The organism is Streptomyces sp. NPDC050287 (assembly GCF_044459385.1).
In the GTDB taxonomy this organism is placed as follows: Bacteria; Actinomycetota; Actinomycetes; order Streptomycetales; family Streptomycetaceae; genus Streptomyces.
Window position 1 is genome coordinate 516,317 of record NZ_JBITIY010000005.1, and the last position, 20,544, is coordinate 536,860.

The following is a 20,544-nucleotide window of genomic DNA, read 5'->3' on the forward strand; positions in this document are numbered from 1 at the left end:
CCGGGTTCTAACCCGCCGCGGCCCTCGGCTCGCGCGGCAGCCCCAGCACCTTCTCCGCGAGGATGTTCCGCTGCACCTGTGACGTGCCCGCGTAGATCGTGCCGGAGCGGGCGATCAGGTACGTCGTCGACCAGGACGCCGAGGAGTTCGCGGCGCCGGGGTCGTCGGTGCGGTAGGTGCGCAGGGGCGGGCGGCCGACCGGCACCTGGGCGTGCAGGCCCATGATGTCCATCGCCAGATCGGTGACCTTGGTGTGGTACTCGCTCCAGTACAGCTTGGCGATGGACGACTCGGGGCCGGGCTCGGTGCCCTTGAGCCAACCGGTGAGGATCCGGTACCCGAGATAGCGCATGATCTCGACCTTGGACCAGCACCAGGCGATGCGCTGCCGGATCACCGGGTCCTGGTCCTTGCCGTACAGCCGGGCCAGCTCGACGAGGCGTTCCACCTCCGCCCTGAAGAGGATCGGGTTGGTCGCCGCCTCCTCCCCGCGCTCCACGCCGAGCAGGCTCTGGGCGACCGTCCAGCCGTTGTCGACGCCGCCCACGACGAGGTCGGCGCGGGTGCGGGCCCCGTTGAAGAAGACCTCGTTGAAGTGCAGCTGGCCGCTCATCATGCGGAACGGCCGCACCTCGACACCGGGCTGGTCGAGCGGGACGAGCAGGAAGGAGATGCCGCGGTGCCTGGGGGCGTCGGGGTTCGTGCGGGCCAGGACGAAGATCCAGTCGCTGTGGTGCGCGCCGGAGGTCCACACCTTCTGGCCGTCGATCACCCACTCCTCGCCGTCACGCACGGCGCGCGTCCTCAAGGAGGCCAGGTCGGATCCCGCGTCCGGCTCCGAGTACCCCTGGCACCAGGTGTCATCGCCGCTGAGGATGCGGGGGAGGAAGTGGGCCTTCTGCTCGTCCGTGCCCCAGCGCAGCAGCGTGTTGGCCAGCATCTTCACACCGAAGGTGTCCTGCGGCAGGCCGAACGGCACCCCGGCCAGCGCCAGTTCCTCCATCAGCACCACCTGGTGGAGCTTGGTGAGGCCCCGGCCGCCGTACTGCTCGGGCCAGGTCAGGGAGAGGTAGCGGCGCTCGGCGAGCAGCCGGCGCCAGTCGCGGGCGAAGGCCCAGGCGGGCTCCTCGTCGAGGGCGCCGATGCCCTTCCAGTCCGGCGGCAGCGTCTCGGCGAGGAACGCTCTGACCTCGGTACGGAACGTCTGGGTCTCCGGGGGATAGCTGATGTCCACCTGGCGTCTCTCCTCGTCCGGCCCGCTCACCCAGCCGATCGCTGTATTGATTGTTTCAGCATAATAGGTTATCTATTTGTAAGGAATAGCAGAGGATGGCGTCGAGTCAGGAGCGGCTGACATGGGACTGCTGGACGGCCACAACGCGGTGATCACCGGCGGCGCACAGGGCATCGGCTTCGAGATCGCCGGTGTCCTCGGAGCCGAGGGCGCCTCCGTCGTCCTCGGCGACATCAACGAGGACGCCGCGGCGGAAGCCGCCGAACGCCTGGTCAAGAACGGTGTGGCTGCCACCTCGCTGCGCTGTGACGTCACCGACGAGGACGAGGTCGCCGCCCTCGTCGCCCACGGCACCGACATCTTCGGACCGGTCGGCGTGATGGTCAACAACGCCGGGATCACCCGGGACGCGACCCTGCGCAAGATGGCCCTCGCCGACTTCCGCGCCGTCGTCGACGTCCATCTGACCGGCGCCTGGAACGGCACCCGGTTCGCCGCCGAGGCGATGCGCGCGCACGGTCGGGGCGGCAGCATCGTCAACATCTCCTCCATCGCCGGCAAGGTCGGCAACTTCGGCCAGACGAACTACAGCGCCGCCAAGGCCGGACTCGTCGGCCTCACCAAAGCCTCCGCCAAGGAACTCGCGAAGGCGGGCATCCGCGTCAACGCCGTGCAGCCCGGCCTGATCCGCACCGCCATGACCGAGGCGATGCCCAAGGCCGCCTGGGACGCGAAGCTCGCGGAGATCCCGATGGGCCGCGCCGGCGAACCCGCCGAGGTCGCCCAGACCGTCCTGTTCCTCGCCTCCGACCTGGCGAGCTACATCACCGGAGCCGTGATCGAGGTGACCGGCGGCCGGTACATGTGAACGCCGACCTCAGCCCCGTACGACCACACACACGACCGACGAAAGGCCCACCCGATGCCCGCCCCCCTGCGTGACGCGGTGATCTGCGAACCCCTGCGTACCCCCGTCGGCGGCTACGGCGGCGTCTTCCGCGACGTGACGGCGGCCGAGCTCGCCGCCACGGTCGTACGTGCCGTGCTGGAACGCACCGGCATACCGCCCGCGGCCGTGGACGACGTCCTGCTGGGCCAGTGCTACCCCAACGGCGAGGCCCCGGCCATCGGCCGCGTGGCCGCCCTGGACGCCGGTCTGCCCGTGGAGGTGCCGGGACTGCAGATCGACCGCCGCTGCGGATCCGGGCTCCAGGCGATCATCACCGCCGCGATGCAGGTGCAGACCGGCGCGAGCGACCTCGTGCTGGCCGGGGGCGTCGAGTCCATGAGCCAGGCCGAGTTCTACACGACCGGTGTGCGGTGGGGCGTGCGCGGTGCGGGCACCACGCTGCACGACCGGCTGGCGCGCGGGCGCGTCACGTCCGGTGGTGTCAACCATCCCGTCCCCGGCGGCATGCTGGAGACCGCGGAGAACCTGCGGCGCGAGTACGCCATCTCCCGCGAGGAGCAGGACGAGCTGGCCCTGCGCTCCCACGAGAAGGCCGTCGCGGCCCAGCGGGAGGGCCGGTTCGCCGACGAGATCGTGCCCGTCACCGTACGCACCCGCAAGGGCGAGACGGTCGTCGACACCGACGAACACCCGCGCCCCGACTCCACGCTGGAGAAACTCGCGACGCTGCGTCCCGTGCTCGGCCGCCAGGACCCGGAGGCCACCGTCACCGCGGGCAACGCCAGCGGCCAGAACGACGGCGCCGCGCTCTGCGTCGTGACCCACCCCGAGCGCGCCGCCGAACTCGGCCTGCGCCCGCTGGGCCGCCTGGTCTCCTGGGCCGTGGTCGGGGTACCGCCGGAGACGATGGGGATCGGTCCGGTGCCCGCCACGGCCCGGGCCCTGGAACGGGCGGGCCTGAAGCTCGCCGACATCGACCTGATCGAACTCAACGAGGCCTTCGCCGCCCAGGTGCTCGCCTGCACCCGCGCCTGGGACCTGACTGAGACCGACTTCGAACGGTTCAACGTCAACGGCTCCGGCATCTCGCTGGGTCACCCCGTGGGCGCCACCGGCGGCCGCATCCTCGCCACCCTGCTGCACGAACTCGACCGCCGCCAGGCCCGCTACGGCCTGGAGACCATGTGCCTGGGCGGCGGCCAGGGCCTGGCCGCGGTCTTCGAGCGGCCGACGGACGCAATCAACGCCAATGGAGGTCGCTGATATGGCCGGACTGATCGCATACGGCGCCTACGTGCCGTACCACCGCCTCGCCCGGGCCGACGTCGCCGCCGTACTGGGCACGCGGGGCGGCAAGGGCACCCGCGCGGTCGCGGGCTACGACGAGGACACCACGTCCATGGCCGTGGAGGCGGCCCGCGGCGCCCTGGCCCGCGACGGCCTGCGCGGCCGCATCGGCCAGCTCTTCCTCGCCACCGCGGCCCCCGCCTACCTCGACAAGACGAACGCGACCGCCGTGCACGCCGCGCTCGGCCTCGACGAGCATGTGCTCGCCGCCGACATGGCCGGCTCCGTCCGCTCGGGCCTCGGCGCGCTGCTGACCGCCGCCCGCTCCCCGATCCCGACGCTGACGGTCCTGTCCGACCTGCGCACCGGCCTGCCCGGCGGCGGCGACGAGACCGCGGGCGGCGACGGCGCGGCGGCCTTCGTCTTCGGCGGCCACCGCAACGGCGCCCCCGTCATCGCGGAGCTGCTCGCCCACGACACGGTCAGCGACGAGATCCTCGAACGCTGGCGCCTGCCCGGCGCCGCCTCCTCCCGTGTCTGGGAGGAGCGCTTCGCCGAGGAGATCTACGTGTCCCTCGCGGACAAGGCGCTCACCGCGGCCCTCGACCACGCGGGCGTAGACATCGGATCGATCGACCACTTCGTGGTCGCGGGCCTGCACGCGCGCGCGTGCGCCACGGTCCGGCGTACCGCCGGGGTCCGTCCCGACGCGGTGACCGCGGACCTGGCCGGAGCGATCGGCAACGCCGGCACCGCCCAGCCCGGCCTCCTCCTCGCCGACGTCCTCGACCGGGCCCGGCCCGGCGAGACCATCGCCCTCGTCGTCCTCGGAGACGGCGCCGGAGTCCTCCTGCTGCGCACCACCGACGCGCTCCCGGCCCACCGTGCGGCCCGTCCGGTCGCCGGGCAGATCGCCGCGGGCAGCGCCCCGATGCCGTACGCCACCTACCTGTCCTGGCGCGGCCTCCTCGACCGCGAACCACCCCGCCGGCCGGACCCCGAGCCGCCGTACGCCCCGCCCGCACACCGCCGCACCGCCTGGAAGTACGGCTTCGTCGCCTCCCGCTGCGAGAAGTGCGGTACCCGGCATCTGCCGCCGGACCGGGTGTGCACCTCCTGCCACAGCGTCGACGCCATGACCGACGAACCGATGCAGCACGTGCGCGGCACGGTCGCCACGTTCACCGTCGACCGGCTGGCCCACACGCCGAGCCCGCCGATGCTCGTCGTGGTCGTCGACTACGACGGCGGCGGCCGGTTCCGCTGCCAGCTCACCGACGCCACCGAGGCCGACGCCGTCATCGGCGCCCGGGTGGAGATGACCTTCCGGCGCACGGTCACGGCGTCCGGGGTGCACAACTACTTCTGGAAGGCCCGGCCGGTGCGCGCGGGCGAGACCGAGGGGACACACTGATGGGCTCGCACGGAATAAGGGACCGGGTCGCGATCGTCGGCATGGGCTGCACGCCCTTCGGCGAGCACTGGACCCGCTCGGCGGACGACCTGCTGATCGACGCCGTGGGCGAGGCGGTCACCTCGGCCGGCATCACCCTCGACGACATCGACGCGTACTGGTTCGGCACCCAGGCGTCCGGCGTGTCCGGGCTGACCCTGAGCCGGGCGCTGCACCTGCCCAACAAGCCGGTCACCCGCGTCGAGAACATGTGCGCGACCGGCTCCGAGGCCCTGCGCAACGCCTGCTACGCCGTCGCCTCCGGGGCGTACGACGTGGCGATGGCCGTCGGCGTGGAGAAGCTCAAGGACTCCGGCATGTCCGGGCTGTCGGGAACCGCCATCCCGGGCGCGGGCGACGACAGCCGCGGGGAGATCACCGCCCCGGCCAACTTCTCCCTCCTCGCCCCCGCCTACGCCGACAAGTACGGCCTGGCGCAGGAGGAGATGAAGGACGTCATGACCAGGATCGCCTGGAAGAACCACTTCAACGGCGCCCGCAACCCCCGCGCCCAGTTCCGCAAGGAGGTGCCGTCGGAGCGCATCAAGGCGGCCCCGATCGTCGCGGGCATGCTCGGCGTGTTCGACTGCTCGGGCGTCTCGGACGGCTCGGCGGCGGCGATCGTCGTACGCGCCGAGGACGCCTACCGGTACACCGACAAGCCGATCTTCGTGAAGGCGCTGTCCTTCGCCGCGGGGCCGGCCGACGGGCTCCTCGACCCGGAGTACGACTTCACCACCTTCCCCGAGGTCGTCGCCTCCGCGCGGGAGGCGTACCGGCAGGCGGGCATCACCGACCCGCGCACCGAGCTCGCGCTCGCCGAGGTCCACGACTGCTTCACGCCCACCGAGCTGGTGCTGATGGAGGACCTGGGCTTCTCCGAGCGCGGTCAGGGCTGGAAGGACGTCGTCAGCGGGGCGTTCGATCTGGACGGCTCGCTGCCGGTCAACCCGGACGGCGGCCTGAAGGCCTTCGGCCACCCCATCGGCGCCTCGGGGCTGCGCATGATGTTCGAGGCGTGGCTGCAACTGCGCGGCGAGGCACCGGCCGAGCGGACCGTGAAGTCCGTGGCCGAAGGACGCTCGCTCGCCCTGACCCACAACCTCGGCGGCGGACCCGGCGAGTGCGTCTCGTTCGTGTCGGTCGTCGGAAGTCAACTCACCGAATAGAGAAGGCGGTACCGCCATGGCGCGACTCGAAGACAAGATCGCCGTCGTCACCGGGGCCGCGTCCGGCATCGGCGCGGCCACCGCCCGCCGCCTGGCCGCCGAGGGCGCCCACACGGTGGTCGCCGACCTGAACCTCGACGGCGCCAAGGCGGTGACGGAGGAGATCCGCTCCGCCGGGGGCTCCGCGACGGCGGTCGGGGTCGACCTCGGGGACGTGGAGAGCGTACGGGCCATGGTGGCCGCGGCGGTGGAGACGTACGGCGGTCTCGACGTCCTGCACAACAACGCGGCGGCCACCCACCTGGCCGCCCGCCAGGACCTCGCCGTCGTGGACGCCGATCCGGCGGTCTGGGACGACACAATGCGCATCAACCTGCGCGGGACCATGGTCGCCATCCAGGCCGCCGTCCCGCACATGGTCGCCCGCGGCGGCGGCTCGATCATCAACACCTCGTCCGGCGCCGGCCTCTCCGGCGACCTGCGCAATCCGGCGTACGGCGCGTCCAAGGCCGCCCTCATCAACCTCACGCAGTACGTGGCCACCCAGTACGGCAAGCAGGGCGTGCGCTGCAACGCCATCGCGCCCGGCTTCATCGTCACGCCGGCCAGCTCCGGCTCGGCGCACGGGGCGATCCGGGAGGCGATGCTGCGTCATCACCTCACCCCGCGCCTGGGGCTCCCGGAGGACGTCGCGTCGGCGGTCGTGTTCCTCGCGTCCGACGAGTCGGCCTTCATCACCGGGCACACCCTGCGCGTGGACGGCGGGCTGCTGTCCCATCAGCCGTATGTCGCGGACCTGCGGGACGCGTGACGCGGGGCATTCCCCCGTAGCCGGAGGCGCTTCCAGAGCGCGCCTCCGGCTTCTTGCCGCCCGGGCGGGCGGCGGTCCGTCAGGACACCGCCTCCGGCTCCAGGTCGCCCAGGTAGGCGGCCCGCACCGCCGGATCACTCCGGACCTCCTCAGGCGTTCCGGCGCAGATCCGGCGGCCGAAGTCCAGGACGACGACCTGGTCGCAGACGCTCATCACCATGTCGACGTCGTGCTCCACGAGCAGCACTCCCATGCCCCAGTCCTCGGCGAGCCGCCGCACCAGGTGGGCCAGTTCCCGGGTCTCGTCGTCCGACAGACCCGCGGCCGGCTCGTCGAGGAGCAGCACGGACGGCGAGGCCGCGACCGCGCGGGCGATGGCCAGCAGCCGCCGCTCTCCGTACGACAGGTCGCCCACCGGCCGGTCCAGGCTGTCCTGGAGGCCGAACTCCCGCACCGCGACGAGCACATGGGCGGGGAGCGGGCGGCTGCCGGGACGGATCAGGTCGGTGAGGTGCGCCCACCGGCCGGGCCGGTCGCAGGCCGCGTACAGGTTGTCCAGGACGGTCATGTCCTCGAACAGCTCCAGCGACTGGAAGGACCGGCTGAGCCCGGCGGACGCCCGCCGGTGCACCGACAGCCGGGTGGCGTCCAGGTCCCCGAGGCGCACACTGCCGGACGCGGCCCGGGTGAAGCCGGTGACGGCGTCGATGGCGGAGGTCTTGCCGGCGCCGTTGGGGCCGATGAGCCCCACGACCCGGCCGGGCTCCACGTCCAGCGAGAGCCCGTCGACGGCGACGACACCGCCGTAGCGGACGGTGAGGTCCCGCACGTGGAGGGAGAGGGGCGCGGCGCGGGTCACGTCCGGGACGGCGGCCGGCTCGACCTCGACCTCGACCCCGTCCGCGGTCGTGCTGACGGTCGGCACCCGCTTCGGGGACAGCCTGCGCCGGACGCCCGCCGCCTGCTCGCCCACTGCCTTGCCGATGCCGTCCTGGTTGCCCACCAGCGTCAGCACCAGGATGATCCCGCCGATCAGCGGCATCCACTCGCTCAGCCCGGGCAGCACCAGGTCCCCGAACCGGGCGCCGACCGTGCCCGCGGCGAAGGTCGCGCCGAACAGCGGGCCGACGAGGAAGCCGACACCGCCGATGACGGCGAGCCCGAGCGCGGTGATGGAGTTGAAGCTGGCGAAGTCGGAGAAGACCACCGAGGTCGAGCGGAAGCCTGTGAGGACTCCGGCGAGCGCGGCGATGGCGGCGGACAGGCCGAAGGCGTAGAGCTTGGCCGCGCGGACGTCGATGCCGAGGGCGGCGGCGGCCCGCTCGTTCGCCCGTACGGCGATGAGGCGGCGGCCGGTCCGGCTGCGTCGCACGTTCGCGACGACGAGCGTGGCGGCGACGAACAGCACGAGCACCACCGAGGCGTACCGCTGTGGATGGTCGACGCCGGAGATGCTGATGCCGAAGAGAGTCTGCTTGCCCACGGCGATGCCGTCGCTGCCGGTGGTCGTCGACAGGTCGGTGTTCTGGAAGACCATCGCCTCCAGAGTGGTGCCGAGACCGAGTGTGATGATCGCGAGGTTGACGCCGCGGGTGCGGACCGCCGGGAGCGCGAACAGCAGACCGATCGGCACGGTGCCCACCACGCCGGCCAGCAGGGCGAGCTCGAAGGGCCAGCCCCAGTCGGCCGCCGCGTGACCGGCGATGAACGCGCCGGTCCCGGCGAGGGCGTAGGCCGCGAGGGAGACCTGCCCGGCGTAACCGGTGACCACGATGATCGACAGGATGATGAGGGACAGGACCAGGGTGGTGGTGATCGCGTCGGCCCACAGCGGCGTCGAGACACTGACCAGTACCAGGGCGACCACGACGGCGAGCGCCAGCGGTACCTTGCGTACCCTCCCGGTGCCCAGGCCGGGCAGCCGGTCCAGGAACGTGCCGCGCAGCGGGAGTGCCCGGCCCCGGGCGACCAGCACCAGGGCGATGAAGAGGAAGGGCACGGAAGAGGCGAGCCCGGTGACGTCGGAGCCGAAGCGGGTCAGCTCCGACTGCACGAGGCCGATGACCAGACCGCCCGCCAGGGTGATGGGGAACGACGAGAACCTGCCGACCAGGGCGGCCGCCAGCGCACTCAGCAGGAGGGTGGTCAGCCCGGTCACCGACAGGCCGATCACCGGCACGATCAGGATGGCCGTCAGGCCCGCGAGAGCCGAGCCCAGCGCCCAGTTGCCGGTGGCGATCAGGTCGGGGGACCAGCCGAGCGACGCGGCGGTGGCCTCGTTCTCGGCGACCGCGGTGGTGCCCAGGCCGAAGAGTGTCCGCTTGTAGAGCAGGTGGAGGACCGCGGTCACCGCGAGCGCGATGCCGAGCAGCCAGGCCCGGTCCTCGGAGACCGTCGCCCCGGCGATCGTCAGCAGTTCGGTGGGCAGCTTGCCCGGCACCAGCTGCAGGCTGTCGCCGTAGCGCTTGACGGCGATCGCGGTGAGCACGATGAACACCGCCAGGGTGCCGACCAGCCGGGCCAGCGAGGACGCCCGGCGCAGCGGACGGAGCACCAACAGGTGCGTGAGGACGCCCAGCACCGCGGAGGTGAGCACCCCGCAGGCGGTGGCGGGCCAGTAGGGCATCCCGTGCTGCGCGGAGAGCTCCCACTGGACGTAGGCGCCGGCCATCCCGATCGCGCCGTGCGCGAAGTTCAGGACGCCCGAGCCCCGGTAGACCAGCACGATGCCGTGCGCCGTGAGCGCGTAGAGCGCGCCCAACCCCAGGCCGAGCAGCGCGAACCGCAGGATGTCGTCCATCGGGGAACCTCCCGGAGATAGGGCGAGACAGCACATTCATTTAAATAATTGTGCCGAGAGTACTTCACTAACTCGAAAACGCACCCCATGCTGTCGCCATCTCGATGACGAGCCCCGCGGAGGAACCATGAACGACTCACGACGACGCAGAACCACCGCTGCGAGCTGTCTCGCGGTGACGGGAGTCCTGCTCGCCGCAGGGTGCGGGGGCAAGGCGGCCGGCAGTTCCGCCGAGACCTCCTCGCTGAAGGGCGCACCGGTCAAGGTGATGGTCTGGACGCCGGAGGACACCCAGGGCAGCGCCCAGCCCGGGGTCCGGCTCACCGCCCAGGCCTACGAGAAGTGGATCAACGCCAACGGCGGGATCAAGGGCGCCCCCCTGAAGGTGCTCACCTGCAACGAGAAGAACAACCCCGACGAGGCCGAGAAGTGCGCCCAGCAGGCGGTCGCCGAGAAGGTGGTCGCGGTGGTGGGCTCGTACAGCCTCGCGGGCGACCGGTACATGCCCATCCTGCAGAAGGCCGGCATCCCCTACCTCGGCGGGACCGGCGTCTCGGCGGCTGAGTTCTCCAACCCGCTGTCCTTCCCGGTCAACGGCGGCACCCCGGTGATCTTCGCCGCACACGGCCGGCAGCTGGTGCAGAGCGGCTGCAAGAAGATCACCGGTGTGCGGTACGACGTGGCCGCCGCGGCCGTCGTCTCGCAGTTCCTCACGGTCGGCACCGTCTCCGCCGGAGGGGCACCGGCCAAGGACCTCAAGGTGCCCCTCACCGCCACCGACCTCGCCCCGCAGGTCGCCGCGACCAAGGGCAGCGACTGCGTGGACGTGATCATGGGCACCGCCTCGGGCCTGTTCGTGAAGTCGTACATCCAGTCCGGCGCCAAGACCAAGCTCGGCAGCGTCGTCGGCAACCTCACCCCGCAGCTGGCCGAGAGCACCGGCGGCAGCAGCAGTCCCCTGGAGGGCGCCGCGATCACCGGCTACTTCCCGCCGACCTCCGACGCCGCGTGGAAGGACTTCGTCGCCGCCACCAAGGGCGACAAGGACATCGACACCACCAACGGTGCCAACGAGACCACGTGGGTGGCCTTCAAGGTCTTCACCGAGGCCGCCAAGAAGCTCCCGACGATCAACTCCAAGGCCCTGGTGCAGGAGCTGGACACCACCCCGGGCATCAGCACCGGCGGCCTGACCCCGCCGCTGAGCTGGAAGGCGTCCACGGCCCTGCCGATCAAGGGCCTCGACCGTATCCACAACACCACCGCCACCGAACTGACCATCCGCGGCGGGAAGATCGAGTGGGCCAAGCCCGGATCGACCTTCGTCGACGTCCGCAAGGTCCTCGCGGCCCTGTCCGGCTGAGGAGCAGGCCCGTGCACGACACCGACGTACCCCTGATCGAAGCCCGCTCCCTGTCCGCCGGATACGGCAGCCAGCCCGTCGTCCGCGACCTCGACCTCGAGGTCCGGCCCGGCGAGGTCGTCGCCCTCCTCGGTCCCAACGGCGCGGGCAAGACCACCACCCTGCGGGCACTGTCCGGCAGCCTCGCCCCGATGGGCGGCGAGGTTCGCTGGCTGGGCGAGCCCGGCCGCGCACCGCTGCACCGCCGCGCCCGCCAGGGCCTGGCGTACGTCGGTGAGCGGGCGGTCTTCACCCGGCTCGACACCGCGGACAACCTGCGGGTCGGCCGGGTGACGACGAAGCAGGCGCTGGAGCTCTTCCCCGAGCTCGAAAAGCGCCTGAAGACGGGCGCGGGCATGCTCTCCGGCGGCGAGCAGCAGATGCTGTCGCTGGCCCGCGCCCTGTGCCGCGCGCCCAAGCTGCTGCTCGCGGACGAACTCTCCCTCGGTCTCGCCCCGCTCGTGGTCGACCGCCTCCTGCGCGCGGTGCGCGAGGCGGCCGACCGCGGCCTCGGCGCGCTGCTGGTCGAACAGCATGTGCGCAAGGTGCTGGACATCGCCGACCGCGTGTACGTCCTGCATCGCGGCCGCGTCACCATGGCCGGCACCCCGAAGGAACTGCGCGGCAACCTGGACGCGATCGAGTCGTCGTACCTCGCGGCGAGCGCGACTCACGCGGCGGAAAAGACAACTTACGCGACCGAATGAGGTGAAAGCTGTGGCAAGCGCACGCGAGCAGATCCGATCCCTCGTCCTTTCCGGCGACACCTTCGACCAAGGCGCCGACGAGCTGGGGGAGTTGCAGCTGGAGGCCGCCCGGGAGACCTTCACCGCCCACCGCGAGCGGGTTCCGCTGCTGCGCACCCGGGCGGCGGAGACCGGCGTGGACGAGGTCACCGGCCTCGACGACCTCGTGCCGCTGCTCTTCTCGCACACCAGCTACAAGTCCTACCCCGTCTCCCTCATCACCGCGGGCCGCTGGGACCGGCTGCTGCGCTGGTACACGACCGTGTCGGCGGTCGAACCCGGCGACGTCGACATGCACGGCGTCCGCGACATCGACGAGTGGACCGACCGCATCACCGCCGCCGGCCACCGCCCGTACATCACCAGCGGCACCTCGGGAAAGGTCTCCTTCCTCAACTGTGATGCCAGTGACCTGAGTTTCCTGCACGACATCCTGGAGAACCTCACCTGCTGGCCCGACCCCCTGCCCCCGAAACCCACCCGCCGCGGCTATCTGCTCGCGCCGGCGAGCGGCCCGATGCGTTCCATCGACGGCTTCCGCCGGCACGCCGACGTCTTCGCCCGACCCGGCGAGACCCGGCTGCTCACCGAGGACCCGATGCGGGTTTCCGAGCTGATGAGCAGCGCGCTGCTGCGCCGCCGGATCGCGGAGGGCACCGCGACCCCGCAGGAGATCAGCTCCTTCGAGACCGCCTCCGAATCCCGCGAGGGGGAACTGGGCGCGGCCATGACCCAGATCGTCGACGACATCGCCGCCCACCGCGACGAGCCGCTGCTGATCGCCGGGATGAACAACCAGCAGTTCACCCTCATCCAGGCCCTGCGCGCCCGTGGCGTGGCCGACGGCAGCCTGCACCCGGACACGCTGGTGCTCAGCGGCGGCGGCAACAAGGGCCGCGCCCTGCCCGACGACTACCAGCAGCAGCTCGCCGCCTTCTACGACGGTGTGCGCCGGGTACGCAGCTACGGCATGACCGAGCTCCAGGGTTCCTGCCTCGCCTGCGAGCAGGGCAACTACCATGTGCCGCCCTGGGTGATCCCCCTGGTGCTCGACGAGCCAGGTGAGACGCTCCTCAACCCCGAACACGGTGTCGTGGAAGGGCGGTTCGCCTTCCTCGACGTCTCCCTGGAGGGACGCTGGGGCGGGCTCATCAGCGGCGACCGGGTCTTCGTGGACTTCTCGCCCTGCGCCTGCGGCCGCACGGGACCGACGGTCCTGCCGGACATCCGGCGCTACGGCGACCTCGGCGGCGACGACAAGATCACCTGCGCCGCGACGCTCGACTCCTACGTGCGGGGGATGATCCACTGATGAGCGGTACGACACTCGACGACACCGCGGCCGCCTCCGTGGCCGTCGTCCACGTGGTCCGGGGCGAGGTCGACAACAGCGCCCCGGTCGACCTCGGCCGGTTCACCGCACCGGCCCTCGACCTGGACCGCCTCGTGTGGCCCCGCTCCGAACCGGGCCCCGCCTTCCATGTGCCCGTCGCGGAGATCGTCGACCTGCTGGTGGAGACCGGCGAGGCCCTCAAGGCGGACCGCGAGGGCCTGCTCGGCGAAGCCCTGGACCGGATGGTCCGGGTCAGCCCCCTGCCCGCGGAGGTGCTGGAGCGCGCCTACGCCGTGCTGTGGCGCAGCTTCCAGCGAGCCGGCCTGTACTCGCAGATCGACCACGAACTCGGCGGGGCGGACGTCCTCGACGGCTGGCGCGAGGTGCGGCTGCCCGAGAACAGGATCGCCGCCACCCGCGCGTTCCCGCCGCGGCTGGTGCACATCATCGCCGGCAACGCACCCGGCGTCGCCGCCATGTCCGTCGTGCGCGGCGCCCTCACCAAGGGCGTCAACCTGCTGAAGCTGCCCTCGAACGACCTGTTCACCGCGACCGCGATCCTGCGCACCATGGCCGCGGTCGCCCCCGGACACCCGGTGGTGCGCTCGTTCTCCGCGGTGTACTGGCGCGGCGGCGACGAGACGGTGGAAAGTGCGCTGTTCCGCCCGCAGTTCTTCGACAAACTGGTCGCCTGGGGCGGTGAGGCCACCATCCGCAGCGCGGTGAAGTACGTCGGTCCGGGATTCGAGCTCGTCTCCTTCGACCCCAAGACGTCCATCTCGATGATCGGCCGCGAGGCGTTCGAGTCCGAGGAGAGCCTCGCCCGGGCCGCCGACGCGGGCGCCGCCGACGCCACGTTCTTCAACCAGCAGGCGTGCGTGGCCAGCCGCTTCCAGTTCGTCGAGGGCTCCTGGGACGACGCCGACCGCTACGCCGCCCTGCTGTGCGAACGCCTCGCAGTGGCACGGGAGTTCAGCTCGGCCGGCGGGCCACGGGTCGCCGGGGAACTCCGCGAGGAGATCGACGTCCTGCGCTCCATGGACCCCGAGTACCGGGTGTGGGGCGGCTACGACGGCCGGGGCCTGGTCATCCGCTCACCGGAACCCGTGGACTTCCACCCCGACGGGAAGATCGTCGACGTCGTCCCGGTCGCCGCCCTGTCCGAAGCCGTCACCCATGCCGGGGTCGCCACCCAGACGGTCGGCGTGTATCCCGACGCCCGCAAGGCGGAACTGCGTGACGCCCTCGCCTGCGCCGGAGTACAGCGCGTGGTCTCCCTCGGCAGAGCGGGCGGCATGCCGCCGGGACTGTCCCACGACGGCTTCTACCCGCTGCAACGCCTCATGCGCTGGGTGAACGACGAGTGACACCGCCGAGCTTCTTCAGCAGCGGCCAGGCCAGCAGCAGCACGATCACCGCGTACACGGTCACCGCGAAGGGCGTGTCGACCAGTCCCGTGACGTTGCCGTCGCTGATCTGCAGCGCCCGGCGCAGCTGTTGCTCGGCGTTCGGGCCGAGGATGACACCGATCACCGCGGGCAGGATCGGCAGGCCGTAGCGGCGCATGCCGAAGCCGATCAGGCCGATGATCAGGAGGATCACCAGGTCGATCACCTCACCGCCGACCGCGTACGCGCCGACCGCCGCGAAGAACATGATCCCCGCGTACAGATAGGGCCGTGGGATGCGCAGCAGCTTCGCCCACACCGGTGCCAGCGGCAGGTTGAGCGCGAGCAGCAGCACCATGCCGACGAACAGGGAGGCGATCAGGCCCCACACCAGGTCCGGTTCGCGTTCGAACAGGAGCGGACCGGGCTGGATGCCGTACTGCTGGAAGGCGGCGAGCATGACCGCGGCGACCGCCGTGGTCGGCAGCCCCAGGGTCAGCATCGACACCAGGGTGCCCGCCGCCGAGGCGGACGCCGCCGACTCCGGACCCGCCACGCCCTCGATGGCGCCCTTGCGGCCCCAGTCCTCCTGGTGCTTCGACAGGCGCTTCTCCGTCACGTAGGAGAGGAACGTGGGGATCTCGGCGCCGCCCGCCGGAATCGCGCCGAACGGGAAGCCGATGAACGGGCCGCGCAGCCACGACTTCCAGGTCCGCCGCACATCGTCGCGGCCCAGCCACGGTCGGCCCACCGGGATCGGCTGGGCCGGCAGGCGCCGCAGATGCGCGGCGACCCACAGGGCCTCGCCGATCGCGAAGAGACCGACCGCGACGATCACCACGTCGATTCCGTCGGCGAGTTGCAGCGAACCGAACGTCAGCCGCTGCTGGCCGGTCATCTGATCGAGGCCCACCAGACCCAGCGTGAGACCGATGAGCAGGGACGCGAGACCGCGGATGCGGGACGAGCCCAGCACGGACGTCACGGCGATGAACGCCAGCACCATGATGGCGAAGTAGTCCGGTGCGCCGATGTCCACCGCCAGATGCGCGACCGTCGGCGCGAGCGCGACCAGCAGGGCCGTGCCGATCAGCCCGCCCGCGAAGTGACCGATGGCGGCGGCCGCGAGCGCCTGCGCGCCACGCCCCGACTTCGCCATCGGGTTGCCCTCCATGGCCGCGACCACGGCGGCACTCTCGCCGGGCGTGTTCAGCAGGATCGAGGTGGTCGAGCCACCGAACATCGCGCCGTAGTAGATGCCGGCGAACATGATGAACGCGCCGGTCGGATCCAGCCCGTACGTCACCGGCAGCAGCAGCGCGACCGCCATCGCGGGGCCGATGCCGGGCAGCACGCCGATCGCGGTGCCGAGCAGCACACCGACGGCCGCCCACAACAGGTTGACCGGCGTCAGGGCCGTACCGAAGCCGTCCATCAGGGAGGTGAGGGCGTTCACGTCACAGCACTCCCATCAACGGGCCGCCGGGCAGCGGCACCCCGAGCACATTGTTGAAGACGACGTAGGTGACGAGGGACAGCACGGCCGCGATGAGCGGATCCCGGTCGGCCCGGCGGCTGCCGAGCGCGAAGGCCGCCCCCCAGAACAGCAGCGCGCCCGCGAGGGGGAAGCCGAGCGGCTCGATGAGGGCAGCCGCGCCGAGGAACACCCCGGTCAGCAGTAGCACCGTGCGCCAGTCCGCGGGCTCGGAGAGGTCGACGTCCTCGCCGGTCTCGGCCTGGCCCCGACCGCCGCGCAGCACGTCCACCGCGAGCAGCGCGGCGATGACCAGCAGCCCGATGCCGACGACGACGGGCACGGTCTTCGGTCCGACGGGTCCGCGCTGGGTGAGGTCGACGTCCATGGTGAGCGCGTCGGTCAGGACCAGCACGCCGAGCGCCAGCAGCAGGACGCACACACCCAGTTCGGAGTGCTCGCGCAGCCATGAGCGCCGCTCGTCCGACGGCGTGCCGGGAATATCAGTGGTCTGCGTCGTCACAGCCCCAGCTCCTTCAGCACCGACACCACGCGCTTGTCCTGGGCGCCCAGGAAGTCGCCGAACCTCTCGCCGGTCAGGAACGCGTCGTCCCAGCCGTTGTGTCGCAGGGACTTCTGCCACTCGGGGGAGTCGTGCAACTCCTCGACGAGGCGTACGAGCTTGTCGCGCTCGGCGTCGGACAGGCCCGGCGGGGCGACGATGCCGCGCCAGTTGGTGAAGTCGACGTCGTAGCCGGACTCCTTGAGCGTGGGCGCGTCCCCCAGGTCGTCGACCCGTTCGGGACCGGTGACCGCGAGCACCCGCAACTCGCCCGCCTTGATCTGGTCCAGGTACTCGCCGACACCGGACACCCCGAAGGCGACCTTGTCGCCGAGGATCGAGGCGAGCAGTTCGCCACCGCCGTCGAAGGGGATGTAGTTGACGTCCTTGGGGGCGATTCCGGCGGCCCGCGCCATCAGCATCGGGGCGAGATGGTCCGGCCCGCCGGGCGAGGACCCGCCGCCCACCGGGAGCTTGCCGGGGCGGGCCTTCCAGGCGTCGACGAGCTGGTCGATCGTCTTGTACGGGGAGTCCTTGCCGACCACGACGACGTCCTGTTCCTCGGTGAGCCGGGCGATCGGCGTGGTGTCGGCGAGCGTCTTGGGCGCGTGGTTGGAACGGACGGCGCCCACCACACCGAGCCCCATCGACATGGCGAGCTTGCCGTTGCCGTGCTCGCTCACCAGCCGGCTGAGGCCGACGGTGCCGCCGGCGCCGGGGAGGTTGAACACCTCGATGTTGTGCGTGAGTCCGGCGTCCTCGGCGTTCTTCGCGGCTGTCCGGGCCGTGATGTCGTAGCCACCGCCGGGCGTGTTGGGGACCATGAAACGCAGGCCCGGGATCTGCGTGCCCGTCGCGGCATCGCTGCCGGCCGTGAGCAGCGGCGGTCCCACGAGCACGAGCACGGCGGACCCGAGCAGGGCGAGAGGGGTGCGCAGGCGCACGAGTACCACCACCTGTCGGTACGTCGATGAGTTGGGGGTTGCCTTCGGGGAGCGTGACGTGGGCCACATGGTGCCGCCGTGCCGCGGGCCTGTCTCGGTTCCGCAACCAACGGAGGTTGTGGTCATTGCGGTCACCGGTCGACGGGTTGTGTGCACAACGCCCCGCACCGGCCGCACCCCGGAGCGCGCGGAGGGAGGGCGGGGCATCGGTCTGGCGCTCACCCGCCTGGTCTGCGAGCGTCACGGAGAGGAGATCTCGGTGACCAACACCCCCGACGGGTCCAGGTTCACCGCCCGCACGACGGTCAGCCACCTCACCGACGCGGTGGCGGAAGGAGCGCCCCGATGAGCCGTACGGCTGTCACGACCGACACGATCGATGTGCTCGTGGTCGACGACGACTTCATGGTGGCCAAGGTCCACCGCACCTTCGTCGAACGCGTCGGACGGTTCCGGGTCGTGGGGGTCGCCCACACCGGTGAGCAGGCGGCCCACGCCGTCGACGAACTGCGCCCGGACCTCGTCCTGCTCGACCTGTACCTGCCGGACGTCTTCGGCCTGGACGTCATCCCCCGGCTGCGCACCGCCGGTCACGACTGCGACGTCATGGTCATCAGCGCCGCACGGGAGGCCGACACGGTCCGCGGCGCCGTACGCCACGGTGTCGTCGACTATCTCCTCAAGCCCTTCGCGTTCGAGGATCTGCGGGCCCGTCTGGAGCGCTACGCCCAGCAGCGCGGCCGGCTGCTCACCGCCGTGGTGCGCGGCCAGGCCGACGTGGACCGGGTGCTGGCCAAAGCGACGGCACCGGCGCCGCCGCCCGGCACGCTGCCCAAGGGGATGAGTGTGGAGACCGCCGCGCTGGTCGAGCGCGCCCTCCGGGGCGCGGAGGGCTCCCTGTCCGCCGCCGAGTGCGCGACCTCGGTCGGTATCTCCCGCGTCAGCGCCCGCCGATACCTGGAGTACTTCCACACCACCGGCATCGCGGACGTGTCCTTGCGCTACGGGGGCACCGGGCGGCCCGAGCGCCGCTACCGGTTCCTCGGGCGGCCGGGAAAACCAGAGGGCTTCTGACGGACGTCACTCGGTGTCGCGGAGGGCGGTCCAGGTGTCGTGGCCCACGATGCCGTCGGTGGCCAGCCCTTTGGCGCTCTGGAAGCCGCGCACCGCGGACTCCGTACCGGGACCGAACTCGCCGTCCGTACCCGCACTCCCCACTCCGTAGCCGCGTTTCGTGAGCATGCACTGCACCTGCCGCACCCTTTTGCCGCTGTCCCCTTGGCGGGTGCGTCCGTTGCCGGAGTAGTACGTGCAGTCGGAGATCCAGGGCGGGGTCGCCGGCTCGTAGGGGGTACTGCTCGTCGCGGTGGTCGGGGCGGCGGAGGAACTCGGCTCGACAGCGGGGGCGGTGGGAGGGTCGGTGCGGTCCGCCCCGGCTGTCGAGCCGGAGGACTCGGGACGCGTGGTGGCGCCGCCGGTGTGCGCGGCGCTCTCGCCGGCGACGGCCGTCCGCCGTGCGGCGCCGGGACTGGGCGGGGAGACGGCACCGCCGGGCACACCGCCGTCACTGCTCGGCGCGCCGGCCTCGGGAGGTGCGGCGGTCGCGGGGGTGTCCTGCGGAACGAGCACGAAGACCCCCGCGGCCACCGCGCAGAGGACGACGCCCGCGGCGACGGCCAGCGGCCTCTTCCGCTTCCAGACGCGGACGCGGACGCGGACGGGGTGTGCCTCCGCCGTGGGTAACGGCTCCGGCGGGGTGGCGACGGACGGGTCGCTCGCGGACCGCTTTGGATCCGCCCGACCGGCCGGGACCGACACGACCGCCTCGGGCGGACCGGCCGGGGTCGGCATCCTCGCCTCGGGAGGGCCGGCCAGGTGCGGTGGCTCTGTCTGCGAAGGGCCCGACAGGTACGGCGGCGTCGGCACATGCGGGTCGGCCGGGGTCCGGAAGCGGGCCTTCCGTTCCACGGGGAGGTGGCGGAGCACTTCGAACGCCCGCTGCCTGGCCAGCGCCCTACTGGCCAGCGGCTCGGGCCAGCCGGCCGTCCCGGCGTGTGCCCCGGCCGTGTCGACAAGCTCCCGCGGAGTGGGCCGCCGTTCGGGCTCCTTGGCCAGGCAGGCGGCCAGCAGCGCACCGAGCGCCCGGTCCGCCGCCGAGATCTCCCCGATGAGCTTTCCGTTCGGTTCCTCGAACGCCACGCGGTGCATGACGTCGACTCCCGAGCCGTCGCCGAACGGAGCACGCCCCGTCGCCGCGTAGACGAGCGTCCCGGCCAGGGAGAACACATCGGACCGCGTGTCCGACATGCCCGTCCTCAGGTGCTCCGGCGACATGTACGCCGGCGTTCCCACCCGGTTGCCCGTGCCGGTGAGGGCGCTCGCGTCCACGGCCTTGGAGAGGCCGAAGTCGATCACGTACGCGCCCTGGACGCACAGCAGTACGTTGGACGGCTTGAGATCCCGGTGCACGATCCCGGCGGCGGCGAGGTCGGCCAGCGCCTGCCCCAGTTCCGCCACCAGCCGCCACACCGCGGTGGTCTCCAGGGCCCCGTGCTCCCGTACGGCGTCCGCCAGATCGATCCCGGGCAGGTACTCGGTGGCCATCCACAGCAGTTCGTTCTGGAAGCCCGTACCGCGCAACGTCGGCGTGTGCGGTGTGCGGACCCGGGCGTGCACCGAGGCCTCCCGCTCGAACCGGCGCCGGAAGTTGGCGTCGTCCGCGTACTCCGGCCTGATGACCTTCACCGCCACCAGATCGGGACCGCCGTCCGCGGGACAGGCCAGATAGACGCGCCCCATGCCGCCGCTGCCGAGCAGCGCCAGCGGCAGGTAGGGACCGATACGGCCCGGCTCGCCGCGGTGCAGGGGCACGGCACCGGTCTGCCGCAGCGGGGCCGCCTCGCTGGTGAGGGACCCCGATGGCACTGGCCGCTGTTCTGACACGCATCCCCCGAAGTGCTGTTCGACGTACGCCCGTTCGTCCCCAAGGGAAGAAGAGGCTAACTCAGCACCGGCGCAGGTTCAGGCTTTC

General features: G+C 71.7%; 16 protein-coding genes. 10 read left to right on the forward strand and 6 right to left on the reverse strand.

The genetic code is table 11. The features are described 5' to 3' along the window. Positions 1–7: 7 nt before the first annotated feature. Positions 8–1,234: an acyl-CoA dehydrogenase family protein gene (locus ACIBK3_RS20970; RefSeq protein WP_399367418.1), complete on the reverse strand. Its 1,227-nt coding sequence runs from the start codon at positions 1,232–1,234 to the stop codon at positions 8–10. Between the two features lie 121 nt (positions 1,235–1,355). On the opposite strand from ACIBK3_RS20970, the gene fabG reads away from it, so the two are divergent. Genes fabG through ACIBK3_RS20995 form a run of 5 tightly spaced genes read left to right on the forward strand, consistent with a single transcriptional unit; the run spans position 1,356 to position 6,864 of the window. Then, positions 1,356–2,102, forward strand: coding sequence for a 3-oxoacyl-ACP reductase FabG (gene fabG, locus ACIBK3_RS20975; RefSeq protein WP_399367420.1), 747 nt, complete (start codon positions 1,356–1,358; stop codon positions 2,100–2,102). 54 nt (positions 2,103–2,156) lie between these two features. Then, entirely contained in the window at positions 2,157–3,407 is a 1,251-nt protein-coding gene (locus ACIBK3_RS20980) for an acetyl-CoA C-acetyltransferase (RefSeq protein WP_399367422.1), read from the forward strand. A gap of 1 nt (position 3,408) precedes the next feature. Next, positions 3,409–4,845 carry an OB-fold domain-containing protein gene (locus ACIBK3_RS20985; protein ID WP_399367424.1) on the forward strand — a complete coding sequence of 479 codons (1,437 nt, stop codon included), beginning with the start codon at positions 3,409–3,411 and terminating at the stop codon, positions 4,843–4,845. Continuing rightward, positions 4,845–6,053 carry an acetyl-CoA acetyltransferase gene (locus ACIBK3_RS20990; RefSeq protein ID WP_399367426.1) on the forward strand — a complete coding sequence of 403 codons (1,209 nt, stop codon included), beginning with the start codon at positions 4,845–4,847 and terminating at the stop codon, positions 6,051–6,053. Before ACIBK3_RS20985 ends, ACIBK3_RS20990 begins: the two co-directional genes overlap by 1 nt. A gap of 16 nt (positions 6,054–6,069) precedes the next feature. Beyond that, positions 6,070–6,864, forward strand: coding sequence for an SDR family NAD(P)-dependent oxidoreductase (locus ACIBK3_RS20995; RefSeq protein WP_399367428.1), 795 nt, complete (start codon positions 6,070–6,072; stop codon positions 6,862–6,864). Between the two features lie 79 nt (positions 6,865–6,943). Here ACIBK3_RS20995 and ACIBK3_RS21000 read toward each other — a convergent pair whose 3' ends face one another. Then, complete coding sequence (locus tag ACIBK3_RS21000) at positions 6,944–9,664, reverse strand: ATP-binding cassette domain-containing protein (protein ID WP_399367430.1); 2,721 nt, start codon at positions 9,662–9,664, stop codon at positions 6,944–6,946. 127 nt (positions 9,665–9,791) lie between these two features. Between ACIBK3_RS21000 and ACIBK3_RS21005 the strand changes: the two genes are divergently transcribed. From ACIBK3_RS21005 to ACIBK3_RS21020, 4 genes are read left to right on the forward strand one after another with little or no spacing between them, the layout of a single operon-like run. Next, on the forward strand, positions 9,792–11,027 hold the full coding sequence (locus tag ACIBK3_RS21005; RefSeq protein ID WP_399367432.1) for an ABC transporter substrate-binding protein: 1,236 nt from the start codon (positions 9,792–9,794) through the stop codon (positions 11,025–11,027). An 11-nt stretch (positions 11,028–11,038) separates the two neighbouring features. Beyond that, positions 11,039–11,773 (forward strand): ABC transporter ATP-binding protein, encoded by a 735-nt coding sequence (locus tag ACIBK3_RS21010; RefSeq protein WP_399367434.1) that lies wholly within the window; start codon positions 11,039–11,041, stop codon positions 11,771–11,773. 10 nt (positions 11,774–11,783) lie between these two features. Beyond that, the gene (locus tag ACIBK3_RS21015) at positions 11,784–13,124 is read left to right on the forward strand and encodes a hypothetical protein (protein ID WP_399367435.1); all 1,341 of its coding nucleotides are present in this window, start codon (positions 11,784–11,786) and stop codon (positions 13,122–13,124) included. After that, complete coding sequence (locus ACIBK3_RS21020; protein ID WP_399367437.1) at positions 13,124–14,512, forward strand: acyl-CoA reductase; 1,389 nt, start codon at positions 13,124–13,126, stop codon at positions 14,510–14,512. Before ACIBK3_RS21015 ends, ACIBK3_RS21020 begins: the two co-directional genes overlap by 1 nt. Here ACIBK3_RS21020 and ACIBK3_RS21025 read toward each other — a convergent pair. Genes ACIBK3_RS21025 through ACIBK3_RS21035 form a run of 3 tightly spaced genes read right to left on the reverse strand, consistent with a single transcriptional unit; the run spans position 14,487 to position 17,513 of the window. Next, positions 14,487–15,989 (reverse strand): tripartite tricarboxylate transporter permease, encoded by a 1,503-nt coding sequence (locus tag ACIBK3_RS21025; RefSeq protein ID WP_399367439.1) that lies wholly within the window; start codon positions 15,987–15,989, stop codon positions 14,487–14,489. The two genes, ACIBK3_RS21020 and ACIBK3_RS21025, sit on opposite strands and share 26 nt — an antisense overlap. Before the next feature lies 1 nt (position 15,990). After that, positions 15,991–16,530 carry a tripartite tricarboxylate transporter TctB family protein gene (locus ACIBK3_RS21030; protein WP_399367441.1) on the reverse strand — a complete coding sequence of 180 codons (540 nt, stop codon included), beginning with the start codon at positions 16,528–16,530 and terminating at the stop codon, positions 15,991–15,993. Beyond that, positions 16,527–17,513, reverse strand: a complete 987-nt coding sequence (locus ACIBK3_RS21035; RefSeq protein WP_399367443.1) for a Bug family tripartite tricarboxylate transporter substrate binding protein — start codon at positions 17,511–17,513, stop codon at positions 16,527–16,529. Before ACIBK3_RS21035 ends, ACIBK3_RS21030 begins: the two co-directional genes overlap by 4 nt. A 345-nt stretch (positions 17,514–17,858) precedes the next feature. On the opposite strand from ACIBK3_RS21035, the gene ACIBK3_RS21040 reads away from it, so the two are divergent. Beyond that, entirely contained in the window at positions 17,859–18,587 is a 729-nt protein-coding gene (locus ACIBK3_RS21040) for a response regulator (protein WP_399367445.1), read from the forward strand. Positions 18,588–18,593: 6 nt separating this feature from the next. Here ACIBK3_RS21040 and ACIBK3_RS21045 read toward each other — a convergent pair whose 3' ends face one another. Next, on the reverse strand, positions 18,594–20,438 hold the full coding sequence (locus ACIBK3_RS21045) for a protein kinase (RefSeq protein WP_399367447.1): 1,845 nt from the start codon (positions 20,436–20,438) through the stop codon (positions 18,594–18,596). Between the last annotated feature and the right edge of the window lie 106 nt (positions 20,439–20,544).